The sequence below is a fragment of the Synechococcus sp. UW179B genome (assembly GCF_900474245.1).
Classification (GTDB): Bacteria; Cyanobacteriota; Cyanobacteriia; order PCC-6307; family Cyanobiaceae; genus Synechococcus_C.
Map to the genome: position 1 here is coordinate 14,638 of NZ_UCNZ01000004.1, position 11,902 is coordinate 26,539.

The window sequence follows — 11,902 nt, forward strand, 5'->3', positions numbered from 1 at the left end:
GGATCATTTAGTGATTTTTAGGCAGGTTGAGTTGGGCAAGAAGCCCTCCACTTGACCCCTTAAGAAGAGATAGGTGCCCGTTATGACTTTCTATTGCCGAGCGCGCAATGAATAAACCTAAGCCTGTGCCATCGGGTTTGCTGCTTTTCATCAGTGACCCCTCAATGATTTCTGGCAAAAGACCTTCACCATTGTCTTCAATTTCTATGCTCCAGTATTCTCGTGTATCCTTCAGTCTGACAAGAATTAATGGGTCTGGATTGTTAGACTTACGCAAGGACTCGATGGAGTTTTTTAAAATATTAATGAGGGCAATTTGTAATTGCACAGCGTCTCCATTAATCAGTGTGCTTGAGTCTGCAATCGAATCAATTTGTTGGCTGTTAATCCAAGCATGACTGTCTGGATTATTTGAATTGATGTAGAGTAAACTGCTTTGAATGACTTGTTTTAAATCAATCTCAGAGAATTCTGTTTGGGCATTGCGGAGAAGTGCTCGTACTTTATTGGTGATTAAAACAATTCTTTCGGATTGCGAATTGATGGCGGAAAGCTGATGTGTTAGGTCGGATAAATTGGGACTCTTGTTGTTATCAAGTGAGTTAATGAGTGACTGAGATGTGAGCTTTAAGATGCTTAGGGGTTGATTGATTTCGTGGGCAATGGATCCTGCCTCAAGGCTTGTTTTTAATTTCTTGCTCATCACGGAAAGGGCTCGCTCGTCTTTTTCTTGCTTGTCTCGAAAAAGCCCGATAATTTGTTTCTCTTTTTGTTTTAGGTCTTGAGTGAGTTTGTTAAATGCTGTCACCATGGCCGTAATGGCTTGATGGAGATCGTTAAATTCTTTGCTCCCTGATTTTTGAAGCTCGCAATTAAAGCTGAGGAGCTTGGGCTGTTCTGTTGAGTCTGTAATTTGATGCTCTGTGCTTTGACTCGCTGAAGTTAAGGCCCCTAGGGGGGTGAGCAGGGCATTAATTAAGCGGCGGTTGATCGCTAAGGCTGTAAGGAGGGCTGCAATACTGATAAAAATCATCAGTATTAAATTGCGTTCTGCTGTGCTCACTTCTTGATCGACTGATGTCCCTGTGATTAAAAACCAATCGAGGCCAAACTCCTGCCCCCAAGGGGTCGCTCTCAAAACAAAGTGTTGTGCGGTTTGGTCTGGAATCTTAACAAGTTCTTGATTTAAGTTGTTCGCATCGATAAGTGGTTTTCCGTTTTTCTGCGAAAAAAATTGACTTGAAAGAGATTTTGCGATTGGATTTTTTAGCTCTTGGGCGTTAGCCCTGCGTATGATATCGCCAGAACGAACCAGCACGATCTTAGGCTCTGAGCTTGCAACGATATCCCCATTCTTCTCAACAATCAAAGCTAGGCCTGACTGGTCTTTCCAGGCTTCTTGAAGCCAGTTGCTTAGTTTGTTGATGAGCATATCAACGCCAACAACTCCAATTAGCTTTTCCTCCTGATTGAAAATGGGTGCGTTGTAGGAAATTGAAAAGGTGTCTGGCTGGTCTTCCCAGGCATAAATTTTGCTCCATGTTGGCTTGCCAGCTTTTACCGTATCGACGTACCAAGCCTCTTGGTGGGTTGTGCTCATACCAGTGATGACATCTTCTTGCCGAAGTCTCTGTCCGATTGGATTCATACTGAAAACAAACATTTTTCCCCGCCCTAATCGTGCACTGTCTTCGTTGTGGAAAAAACTCCCCTCCGCGCTCTTTTCGATACCTATAAAGGAACCATCTTCTGATCCATAGTTGATGTAATCAACAGGAAATGAGCGAAGTTGTCTCCAGAAACGCAGGCTGAGCTTGTCGAAATCCTTGAGTAACTCAGGGTCGGCAGCGATCGCTTCCTCGTTAAGTTGATTGATAATCGTTAGAAAACTAATCTTGCTGCTTAATCTTTCTGATACTCGTATGACTGGGAGATGTGTGCGATGGGATTCTTTCTGCTCGATGACATTATTTTGCCCGACGCTAAACCCTAAAATGCTCAGAGATCCTGCTACAAGAATCAGCTGAAGACCTGTTGTTCTGGTTAGCCTGACAGCTAATGATCTGGCTTGTTTTTTCATTATTTGATGCTTTGAATTGTGCGAGTTAAAGCGGCTCTTCTAATGAGTTCAGCTCCGCTAACATTCAGCTTCTGGGCAATAGCTTTGCGATGCGTCTCTATGGTTGAATGAGCACTTCCCAGCTCTTTTGCAATTTCCTTTGTGGTTTTCCCCTCTCCGATAAGACCGTAGATGACTTGCTGTCGTTGGGTTAGCTCATGATGAGCGGGCTTCACAATCACATTGATGCAATGTCGTAAAGCATCGAATGCATCGGTTTTGTCGATGATTCCATAAATGGCTTCTTTGAGGTTGTTGGGACAAATGAATTCTTGTGCTGACCCAGAAAGGATGATTAATTTGATGTAAGGATTTTGTGAGAGTAGGTGGCGTGCTAAGTCGTTGCCGTGGCCGTCCGGTAGATAGAGGTCAAGAATTGCAATGTCAATTTTGTGTTGCTTCGAAATCTCTCTTGCAGCTTCGATGCTGTTTGCTTTGAAGATAGCCGTTATCTCAATGAAGTTCCCCACCATGGAGCCGAGGAGGTCAAGAAATATCTGCTGGTCTTCCAGCACGAGGCAGTTCATGCAGATCGTGCAATTTGTTTAGAACTTAGCTGGTTACCAGTCTTTGTAAGTTACGAACTCTCATCTCTTAGGGCAAAAACAAGGGCTATGCATGATTTGCATAGCCCAGGGGAGTGATTTGATGAGTTTTGGATAAAGCGGCCAGCTTTGTGCGCTGTTTTGTATTAATTAATGCAAATTAAAAGCTTGGTTTGATCTACCAGTCTGCGGCGAATGGCCATGGTTATGGTTGCTCCAACGCCCATTGGAAGGGTTATAAGCGGATCGAAATAAACTGATCAGGGAACGAATGTGTGCTGAACAGGAGCCTTGCGCGATGCTGAGCAAGCGCTGATTCGGTTTAAAGATCAGGAACACCATGATCTGATCCAGCGCTGTTGGACAGTCTCAGCAACCAGCCCTGGTGTGAGAGTGAAGCCCTTGTCGAGACTTGAACTCGAGACCTCTCCCTTACCAAGGGAGTGCTCTACCGCTGAGCTACAAGGGCGTGTGGTGGATGGGCCGGGTTGGATTTGAACCAACGTAGGCAGAGCCAGTGGATTTACAGTCCACCCCCATTAACCACTCGGGCACCGACCCGAACCACACCCTGAGAGGTTACCAGCAAGGCTGTCGATACGATCAACCCATGTTTTCGAGTCGGGCCATGCACCTGTTGCTGCTCAACGGCCCCAACCTCAATCTGCTGGGCCAGCGGGAACCAGGCCTCTACGGCCGCCAGACCCTTGATCAGATCGAGACATCACTGAGTGAGCGAGCCTGCGCTGATGGCCTAACGCTGGAATGTTTCCAGAGCAATTTCGAAGGTGCCCTGGTGGACCGCATCCATCAGGCGATGGGAAAGGTGGATGGAATCCTGATCAACGCAGGGGCCTACACCCACACCTCGATTGCGATCCGTGATGCCCTTCTGGGGACAGCGATTCCCTACGTTGAGCTGCACTTGAGCAATACCCACGCCCGTGAACCGTTTCGGCATCGCTCGTTTCTGGCCGACCGTGCCGTTGGCGTGATTTGTGGTTTTGGCCCTGTGAGCTACGACTTGGCCCTGGATGGGTTGGTCCGCCACCTGCGGAACTCTGCAAGCGGAGGGGAGAGCTGATGCCCCCGACGTCTGTGGCCAGCATTCGTTGGTTGGCAGCACCCACTAGCGCGTCCTGGCTGCAGCAAGCGATCGCCAGACCGATGGAGGTCTTAATTGATCATGCGCACTGTGAGCGCAAAGCGGCGGGGTCTGCCGTGCAGCTGATGTTTCGCTATCTGTGCGAACCAGGCCTGGGGGAAGTGTTGAGTCCGTTGGCGCGCGAGGAGCTTGAGCATTTCGAGCAGGTGCTTGCGTTGCTGCAGGCACGAGGGCGCTATCTCGAGCCTTTGCCATCCCCGGGGTATGGCGGTTTTCTTGCCAAGCACATCCGTAAAGGGGAGCCGCTTCGGATGCTGGATTCGTTTTTGGTGGCCGGTTTGATCGAAGCTCGTAGCCATGAACGGATGGCGCTGTTGGCGGAGCACAGCCCGGAGCAAGATTTAAAAGACCTTTATGGAAGCTTGTTGTTGAGTGAGGCGCGCCATTTCGGTCTCTATTGGGTGCTGTGTGAACAGCGCTGGGAGCGTTCGGTGATCGTGCCCCGGCTGGAAGAGCTTGCGCAGGTTGAAGTGGAGGCCCTGACTGGAGAATTGGAGGAGCCGGCCGATGTCAGGATGCATTCAGTGGGCGTCGAAGCTAGCTGATTTGTTCAACATTTTTGTGCCCCCAATCGTGCCACTTGCCCTTGTTTAATATCTGGTATATGTTTTGATTACATTTTTATTTTGTTCATTGGTATATATCATCTCCAAGCCGGCTTTGCTATATCCTTCACCACTTTGAGTCCATATCCCTCCCATTAGATCCGTCCATAGTCCTCCGGGTCGATACTTCAGCGTTGTGACTGGACCATCAGACCAACGAATGGTGGAATGCGTATGGACTCTTTGCTGAATTCCAATGGACGGATATTGCGGGTATGTGTATGCATATTCATTCTCGACTTTGCAATCAATCGGCCCTTTCTCATTGAAAAAGCATTTGCCAGATTTTGAACTCTCATACCCGATAATGCCCAAATCGCTTTCACTTGTTTGCGATAGTGCACGATTTGGTAAAGCCGATAGGAGTAAAGCCGCAGCAAAAGCAGATTGGGCTAAAATCATCTTTAAAGATTGTTTTTTATTATGTTAACACCGCAACTAAGAATTCAGCTATCGATGTCCTTTGAATAAGGCATGTCTGCACCTTGCAATACACCCTTTAATCACTGGGAGCAATACAGCAGGTGAGTTGGCAGAAGTCAATAGCCCAAGGGAAAGGCGACGCAGCATGGGACATTTATTAGATGGGGTAAGAGGCCTCGCTCTTGCTTCAGATACCCGCTGCAGTAAGAAGTTTCAGCTTTGCTGTATATGAGCAGGCAATAAAAGCCCGATTGCAGCGGGGTGGGAGTTGAATCAAGGTGAAATAAAACCCTTGAATTTTAAATAACCACAAAAATCATTGGAGAGGCGTTTGGAGTACTTTTCGATTTGGGCCGCTGACCATTTGCCATCCTTGAAATCCCCTAGTCCTGTCCAAGAAGACATTCCGCCACTACAGTCAACCCAAAATACTGATGGACTGGCAAGATTTAGCCGTTGGTCAACACTGCTGTTATTGGAAATGACCGCGAATGCATACTCAAGGCCTTTGATTTGTACATAACTATAAACTGCATTGGTATTAGGGCTCCCGAAGCTGCCAGCCGTCTTTGTGTTGGCAAAAGCCGCATGTCCTAAATGCCCAGCAAGAGTTAGAAGTGTACCCAAAAGAATAGAGCTGGGTTTGAAAACCATCGGCATCTGCTATTTGTAATTCAATAAATAATACTCAAGCAAGACAGCATCTGCAATCAATTATCCCTGGATTATATGATTGAAATCGAATCGATACTTCTGCCGAAGCGGTTTGGGGCCACTGCGTTGATAGTGGTCAATACTCCGCTCCATAGCTCTGAGCACATCAGCAACCACAATCGACTGCTTCGATGGCTTTTGGCTTGCCAGATAAGAGTAAGCCTCTGGCTCCAGTCACTGCAGTGGTTCTAAACCCCTTTGATCAACATCACAGGCGCCTTTGACATAGGTCATCGAGTGGGCCGGTGATTCCGGAGATGGTGTGTGGGTCGAGCAAGCAAATCACTCCTCTCAGATCGCCATGGCTAGTGCATTGATTACAATCCAAAAGATCATGACTGCTCCTCTAATTGCTTTCGCATTGATGTCGCCAATGCCGGAAGGCTCCAAGTCTGAAAAGCTTTGGCGTGATTCATCTGGAAGCGTGAATAGCCGCTTAAGTCAACATTCGGCTCGCGATACCGTTCACCCCTATTCCGGGTTTGGAGCATATGGCGGATAAGGTTCATTCATCATTGCCATAGAGGGCATTGGTTTCGATTTTGAATTGTGCTAAGCCTCTTTTGTCACGTCTGGATGTGGTATTGAATATCGGGTTCGATTGATCGATGGGTTAATGGTGCCATTCTCTCTCGAAACTTCTCTTCGTGATCAGAGTTGTGCGATCAGGCCAGGCGTATTCAAAGGTTGTTGCTCGTTGCTGCTTTCGGTTGATGAATTGACGTCTTGTTTGAAGACCTTCCCGTTGTGGATTGGAATGGGTTGGCTCATGTTTTTAGCTAGCAGTCTAGAGATCACGGAATAAAAAAGCTGCTCCCTTAAGAGAGCAGCTTAAAAACCAACACCTGAGCTATCAAAACCAAGAGCGTCTGCTGCAACCAGGATCTCTATGGTCGATCTTCTGTAGCAGCTAGTTGAATTTTCCCCCTTCGAGGAGCAGACCGTGAACCTACAGCTTGATTTTAAATCTGAATCTCAATCAGTGAAGAGTAGAAGATTCTTTGTGGCTGATTAGTTCTTGTCTGTTAACGACTTGGACATGGCGGCTGCGAGAGCAACGCAACCAGCGACGATCAGATAGCCCATGAGATTTGTTTGAAGGCCTAATCATCATTTGTTTTCGAGCTGCCTGCTGACTGTCTCCGATGAGACCGAATCCTCAATCAATCGGTTGGATTGTCTGTTTGCTTGCTTAGGCAAGGCCTGGATAGTGACTGGCAATTGGGTCATCGGTGAAGGATGCCGCCCACCCTCCTGATTTTTTGAAAAAACGAATCACGCAGTAGCTGGGGTTCGCGCCCATGTCGAACCAGTGCCGGGTTTCCGCTGGAATGGCGATCCAATCATTGGCTTCGCAGATCAGCTGAAGCACCTCCCCGTTGATATGGAGTGAAAACAAGCCGCGACCCTCCACAAAAAACCGCACTTCGTCTTCCGCATGCTGGTGTTCGCGTAGAAATGTTTGGCGCAATGTTTCGCTGCTGGGTTGTTCTCCACCAACGCGCATCACGTCCACTGTTCCGTATCCATCGCTTTCTTGGACGGAACGTATCAGTGATTGATAGGCCAACAGAATCTGCTCTTGATTGGCCCCTTGTTCAAGCCCTGGCTGGCTTGGCCAGCGTTGAAACTTGATCCCTCGCGTTTTGAGTTCTGCGCTGATCAGGGCGGGATTGCTGGTGCTGAACAGTGGCTGCGCTGCTGAAGCACGGCCTGCAGTCATCCCTGATGCCTGTGTTGCGTAAATCCTCAGCTGCGTCATCAGCGCTGCGTTGCCTGAACCGCACTCCTGTTTAGCTCTGACGAGTCTCTGGCGTGGCGCCTGTCCCACCGGACACTGTCATTGTTGGGCTGTTGGTTGGGGATCTTGTGCCTCACGCTCTGCAATTGATCGGAGTGGGCCCTGGTGATCCAGAGCTTCTCACCATTGCTGCTGTACGCGCGATTGAAACCGCCGATGTCGTGGCGTACCCCGTTGCTCGTACTGATGTTGATGGGATGGCTTGGACCATTGCCTCTCGCTGGACGCGTTCAACGCAACGGCGACTGCCTCTGGTTTTTCCGATGGTGGCGGAAGCCGAGCCGAGATTGAAGGCTTGGCGTCATGCTGCCGATTCGCTCGCGTCTGAGCTGCGACGAGGTTTATCGGTGGTTTTGCTTTGTGAAGGTGATGCCTCGTTGTTTGCCTCGAGCAGCTATGTGCAACTGGCACTGCGCAAGCAGCATCCTGATCTCAGGGTCAAGTTGATTCCAGGTATTCCGGCGGTTTGTGCAGCAGCAGCTGCTTGCGCAGAGATGGAGATTGATTGGCCTCTCGCCTTGCAGCAAGAGGGGGTGCTGATTCGTCCTTGCCCAGACCGGGTTTCTGATCTGGAGCGATTGCTTGAATCAGCTGAATCGAGCTCGATGGTGCTGGCATTGATCAAGCTGGGTCAGCGATGGCCATGGGTTCGAACTTGCCTGGACCAGCGCCAGCTGCTCGAGGGCTCCCTCTTCGCGCAACGGGTGGGTTGGCCTGATCAGGTCTTGGCGAGGGCAACCGAAATTCCCGCTGAATCGAAGCCTTATTTTTCACTGCTGCTGATTCGGCAGACTTGGCCTGAGGTATTGCCGTGACGGAAAGCGTTTCGTTTCTCACGTCTTTGAATTGGCTCGGGCTGGTTCACCCCGTTCTGATGATTTTGTTTGTCTATCCGGTGGTGGGTGCCACGATTCGGTTAGGCATTTTGGCCCGGGAACGTCGGCTGGATCTCAATCCGATTGCGCCAACGGTGCCGGTGGAACACGCCGATCACGGTCGTTGGGTGACGGGGGGAATGGTGTTGGCGGTGTTGGTGGCGTTGTTTCACAACGCTTTGGCAGGAGGGATGCAGGGTGATCAGATGTTGGGATTCCTGCTGGCTGTCGTGGGTGCTTCAGCGGCATATGTGGCTTTATTAGGTGCCAAAGGTGTTGTCCCGAAGATGTTGTGGGCAGCAGCCTGTTGGTTCACTCTGATGCTGATTGCTTCTCAGCCAGCTTTGCTCCAGTGGCGCCAGGCCTTCCCCACAGCGGTTTGGCAGTCGCATCTTTGGGGTGGTTCGGTCTTAATTGCCCTCATGTTGGCTGCGGTGGTGATGCAGGAGCAGATTGCTGGTCGGCTCTGGATGCGACGACTGCATGTGTCGATGAATGTTGTGGTGGCTTTGTTGCTGGCGACACAGGCGATCACGGGGACGCGTGACTTATGGATGCGTTGAGGCTTGGCTAGCTGGCGGGTGCTGCGGGATCAGGCTTGGGCGCAAGGGGCCGCGTTTGGGCGGCGCGATCAGTCGCCGGAGCAAGGCCAGCAAGGCACGGCCTTCCTGAGGTGCCTGCCGGTCGACCCAGCATCCTGGCCGGCAAAAGAGCCAGCGGATCAGGGCATAGCGATCCTGCCGAGCCAACTCTCCCCAGTGGAGAAGGGCTTCTGTGTCGGTTTTGTTGGTCAAGATCACTGGCAATGCCGGCAGCTCTTGGCACCAGCGCAGCTTTGAACTGGCCACCCATGGAAGGGGAGAACGGGAGTAGGCGATCTTGGCGCCGCTTTCGCTTAAAGCGGTGATGCAGCAGGGATAACGATGTCCGCCATCATCTTCAATCCAGGCTTCCATTTGGAGCTTTTGCCATGGGGCGAGGTCCTTCGCGGCAGGGTCCCAACAGGCACGAACCGCCACGATCAAACTGAGCAGATTGATCACGCCCCACACCAGCCCGACCGGCCGACCGGCAAGCACCTGATCTGGTAAGCCGCTGGCGTTGGAGATCAGCCCCTGGAGATTCACCAGATTGAACAGCACGAGGGCCAACAGCGGCAGCAGCAGTTCCACGCTGGTGCTGCCACGATCACGGCGCTGATGTTTGGGAGTGACGCGAAATCCACCGATGCGTCCAATCAGGTTGGACAGCACGGTCATGGTGAGGGGAACGGTGAGCACCCAGCCGGTGAGCTCGCTCAAAAAAGCCGTTCGAGACCCACGGTTTAACCAGCCCAGGCTCAGCACTTGTAAGCCCCAGAGCGGAAGGAGCAGGGTCAATGCGGCCTCGCTGTTGAGCAGGATCGGAATGATGCCCAGAAGGCCATAGCTGAGTGGCATCAGCATCAGCACCAGCCTTGGCACGTTGTTGAACCAATGCATCACGCCTTCGAGGTAGGCGATGCGTTGCCCAAGCGATAACCCCTTGGGATGTAAGAGGCCGCTGCGCAGCCGAAGGCTTTGCAAGGTGCCAGAGGCCCAGCGTTGGCGCTGGTGCACGAAATCCGCCATGGTTTCGGCCGCCAATCCAGCGCTGAGTTTTTCCTGCAAATAGAGCAGTCGCCAGTGCTGACGCGTCAGGCTGATGCCGGTTACAAAATCCTCAGAGATGGCTTGTTCCACAAAGCCACCGATTTGATCGAGTGCTTTCCGTTTCACCACAAACGACGTGCCTGCACACACCACCGCCCCCCAGCCATCGCGCACCGGTTGGATCCAGCGGTAGAAGCTTTCTTCATCTGACAGAAGCCAACGTTCCATCCCCAGATTGCGCATCACGGGGTCCGCGTTGATGAAGGTCTGAGGGGTCTGAATGAGCGCAACCTCAGGTTCAAGCAGAAAGCCAATGCTGCGATCAAGAAAGGTGCGTTGGGGAATGAAGTCGGCGTCGAAGACGGCCACCAGCTCTCCTCGGCAATGGCGCAGACCATGGTTGAGATTGCCGGCCTTGGCATTCACGCGCTCCGGTCGGTGCAGGTAGCGGCACCCGAGCTCGGCAGCGAGGGTTTTCACCTCATGGCGACCGCTGTCGTCGAGCACCCACACCTTGGTGTGGGGATAGGACAAGTTGGTGCAGCCAATCAGGGCTCGTTCGAGCACCTTGATGGGTTCGCCGTAGGTGGGAACCAGGATGTCCACGTGGGGTTTCCAGCCGCTCTCAGCCCAGCGCTGTTGCCGATCGTTGATCTCGAAGCGGCGATCGGGGAATCGTCGCCAAGCCAGCCAGAGCGGGATCAAGCCAATGAGCAGCAGCCAGGCTTCGGCGACCAGGAGCAGCAGGCTGAGGCTGATCGATAAGCGGTTATCAAAGTTGAGGCTGGAGGTGACTCTCCAGGTCAAATAGCGAAGGGTGAACACGGTGATCAGCAGGATCAGGCTGCGCCGTCCCCAGATCGGGGTGTCTTGTTCAGGGCGACGAATCAACCAGAGCGGCCAGATCAGCAGCACAAGAACCAGCGCGTTCATTCCATTCGCTGCATCTGTTGATCGAGTAACTCAAGGGCTGCGGCGGGCGTGGGGGCGCGCATCAGCTGCTGCCGAAACTGGGATGCGCCGGGGAAGCCAGTGCAGGTCCAGCTCATGTGTTTCCGCGCAATCAGCAGGCCGTGATCCCCGCGCGCCTCGACGAGGGCCAGGAGTTGTTCTTTGGCGAGGGCTAGACGTGCATGGGCTGTGGGCGTGGCTGGAATCGGCAGCCCACTCAGGGCGGCATCGATTTGGCCCACCAGCCAAGGGGCACCCATGCTTCCGCGTCCCACCATCACGCCATCGGCGCCGGTGATCCGCAGGCAGCGCAGCGCTTCTTCTGGGCTGTTGACATCCCCATTGGCGATCACGGGAATACGCAGGGCTGCTTTTACTGCGGCGATCGCGTTCCAATCCGCACTGCCGCTGAAGCGTTGCTCTCGTGTGCGGCCGTGCAGCGTCAGCATTCGCGCCCCTGCATCCTCCAAGCGTCGGCACCAGCTCACGGCGGCCTCCGCCCCCGCGCCGTCGTGTTCACCACACCAGCCGAGGCGGGTTTTTACGGTGACCGGTAGCCCCACGGCGGCCACCACGGTGTCAACAATTTTGCAGGCCAGATCAGGGTCGCGAATCAGCCCGCTTCCGCCTCCTTTTCGGGCGATTTTGCGGACAGGACAGCCCATATTGATGTCGATCAGAAAGGCCCCGGCATCGGCCGCTCGCCGGGCTGCATCGGCCATCGCGGCGGGGTGGTGATCAAACAGCTGCACCCCAATGGGGCCGGTTTCGTTTTGCAGGCCATCCATTTTCAGCCGACCGTGCCCTAGCTCAAGGCTGGTGGCATTCACCATCTCGGTGAACAACAGCGCATCGGGAGCCCAGCGGCGCACCAGTTGCCTAAAAATCCGATCGCTGACGCCAGCCAGGGGAGATTGCAGTGCGCGGCATCGAAGTTGTCGCTCTAGAAGTCGACCCTGAATCTTCAGCGGCATGGCCAAAGGCCGAAGATCTACTCATTCTGCTGGTTTGGCAGCTGGCCAGTCAGCTGGCCCGGCAGCTGGTCAGGATCTGGGCTGGAGGCTGGTCAGGAT

The 11,902-nt window shown here is 52.5% G+C and carries 11 protein-coding genes and 2 tRNA genes; 4 read left to right on the forward strand and 9 right to left on the reverse strand.

What is annotated here, in order from left to right:
- Positions 1-7 precede the first annotated feature (7 nt).
- From DXY38_RS02085 to DXY38_RS02100, 4 genes are all read right to left on the reverse strand, one after another.
- Positions 8-2,080 carry an ATP-binding protein gene (locus DXY38_RS02085; protein ID WP_115070279.1) on the reverse strand — a complete coding sequence of 691 codons (2,073 nt, stop codon included), beginning with the start codon at positions 2,078-2,080 and terminating at the stop codon, positions 8-10.
- Positions 2,080-2,646: a response regulator transcription factor gene (locus DXY38_RS02090; protein ID WP_115070280.1), complete on the reverse strand. Its 567-nt coding sequence runs from the start codon at positions 2,644-2,646 to the stop codon at positions 2,080-2,082. The genes DXY38_RS02085 and DXY38_RS02090 overlap by 1 nt, the downstream gene beginning before the upstream one ends.
- A gap of 415 nt (positions 2,647-3,061) precedes the next feature.
- Positions 3,062-3,133, reverse strand: a tRNA-Thr gene (locus DXY38_RS02095).
- A gap of 10 nt (positions 3,134-3,143) precedes the next feature.
- Positions 3,144-3,225 (reverse strand) — tRNA-Tyr (locus tag DXY38_RS02100).
- A gap of 67 nt (positions 3,226-3,292) precedes the next feature.
- Between DXY38_RS02100 and aroQ the strand changes: the two genes are divergently transcribed.
- The gene (gene aroQ, locus DXY38_RS02105) at positions 3,293-3,748 is read left to right on the forward strand and encodes a type II 3-dehydroquinate dehydratase (protein WP_115070281.1); all 456 of its coding nucleotides are present in this window, start codon (positions 3,293-3,295) and stop codon (positions 3,746-3,748) included.
- Complete coding sequence (locus DXY38_RS02110) at positions 3,748-4,374, forward strand: tRNA-(ms[2]io[6]A)-hydroxylase (RefSeq protein WP_115070282.1); 627 nt, start codon at positions 3,748-3,750, stop codon at positions 4,372-4,374. The genes aroQ and DXY38_RS02110 overlap by 1 nt, the downstream gene beginning before the upstream one ends.
- A 45-nt stretch (positions 4,375-4,419) precedes the next feature.
- Here DXY38_RS02110 and DXY38_RS13860 read toward each other — a convergent pair whose 3' ends face one another.
- The 3 genes from DXY38_RS13860 to DXY38_RS02120 form a co-directional block, all read right to left on the reverse strand.
- Positions 4,420-4,836 carry a hypothetical protein gene (locus tag DXY38_RS13860; protein ID WP_206749671.1) on the reverse strand — a complete coding sequence of 139 codons (417 nt, stop codon included), beginning with the start codon at positions 4,834-4,836 and terminating at the stop codon, positions 4,420-4,422.
- A 294-nt stretch (positions 4,837-5,130) separates the two neighbouring features.
- The gene (locus DXY38_RS02115; RefSeq protein ID WP_115070283.1) at positions 5,131-5,517 is read right to left on the reverse strand and encodes a hypothetical protein; all 387 of its coding nucleotides are present in this window, start codon (positions 5,515-5,517) and stop codon (positions 5,131-5,133) included.
- A gap of 1,246 nt (positions 5,518-6,763) precedes the next feature.
- Positions 6,764-7,333: an acireductone dioxygenase gene (locus DXY38_RS02120; RefSeq protein ID WP_115070284.1), complete on the reverse strand. Its 570-nt coding sequence runs from the start codon at positions 7,331-7,333 to the stop codon at positions 6,764-6,766.
- 107 nt (positions 7,334-7,440) lie between these two features.
- On the opposite strand from DXY38_RS02120, the gene DXY38_RS02125 reads away from it, so the two are divergent.
- Both DXY38_RS02125 and DXY38_RS02130 read left to right on the forward strand, forming a co-directional pair.
- A complete protein-coding gene (locus tag DXY38_RS02125) occupies positions 7,441-8,187 on the forward strand; it encodes a precorrin-2 C(20)-methyltransferase (RefSeq protein ID WP_115070343.1) in 747 nt (248 codons plus the stop codon).
- Positions 8,184-8,810, forward strand: a complete 627-nt coding sequence (locus DXY38_RS02130) for a DUF4079 domain-containing protein (RefSeq protein ID WP_115070285.1) — start codon at positions 8,184-8,186, stop codon at positions 8,808-8,810. The genes DXY38_RS02125 and DXY38_RS02130 overlap by 4 nt, the downstream gene beginning before the upstream one ends.
- Here the strand turns inward: DXY38_RS02130 and DXY38_RS02135 are convergent.
- Positions 8,796-10,811 (reverse strand): glycosyltransferase, encoded by a 2,016-nt coding sequence (locus DXY38_RS02135; protein ID WP_115070286.1) that lies wholly within the window; start codon positions 10,809-10,811, stop codon positions 8,796-8,798. The two genes, DXY38_RS02130 and DXY38_RS02135, sit on opposite strands and share 15 nt — an antisense overlap.
- Positions 10,808-11,803, reverse strand: a complete 996-nt coding sequence (dusB, locus tag DXY38_RS02140; RefSeq protein ID WP_115070287.1) for a tRNA dihydrouridine synthase DusB — start codon at positions 11,801-11,803, stop codon at positions 10,808-10,810. Before dusB ends, DXY38_RS02135 begins: the two co-directional genes overlap by 4 nt.
- Between the last annotated feature and the right edge of the window lie 99 nt (positions 11,804-11,902).

What these genes read in the sequence shown, in the direction of transcription:
- DXY38_RS02115 (WP_115070283.1), bottom strand. Translation starts at nt 5,517, where the DNA reads ATGCCGATGGTTTTCAAACCCAGCTCTATTCTTTTGGGTACACTTCTA.
- DXY38_RS02120 (WP_115070284.1), bottom strand. Translation starts at nt 7,333, where the DNA reads ATGACGCAGCTGAGGATTTACGCAACACAGGCATCAGGGATGACTGCA.
- aroQ (WP_115070281.1), top strand. Translation starts at nt 3,293, where the DNA reads ATGCACCTGTTGCTGCTCAACGGCCCCAACCTCAATCTGCTGGGCCAG.
- DXY38_RS02135 (WP_115070286.1), bottom strand. Translation starts at nt 10,811, where the DNA reads ATGAACGCGCTGGTTCTTGTGCTGCTGATCTGGCCGCTCTGGTTGATT.
- DXY38_RS02110 (WP_115070282.1), top strand. Translation starts at nt 3,748, where the DNA reads ATGCCCCCGACGTCTGTGGCCAGCATTCGTTGGTTGGCAGCACCCACT.
- DXY38_RS13860 (WP_206749671.1), bottom strand. Translation starts at nt 4,836, where the DNA reads ATGATTTTAGCCCAATCTGCTTTTGCTGCGGCTTTACTCCTATCGGCT.
- DXY38_RS02090 (WP_115070280.1), bottom strand. Translation starts at nt 2,646, where the DNA reads ATGAACTGCCTCGTGCTGGAAGACCAGCAGATATTTCTTGACCTCCTC.
- DXY38_RS02085 (WP_115070279.1), bottom strand. Translation starts at nt 2,080, where the DNA reads ATGAAAAAACAAGCCAGATCATTAGCTGTCAGGCTAACCAGAACAACA.
- dusB (WP_115070287.1), bottom strand. Translation starts at nt 11,803, where the DNA reads ATGCCGCTGAAGATTCAGGGTCGACTTCTAGAGCGACAACTTCGATGC.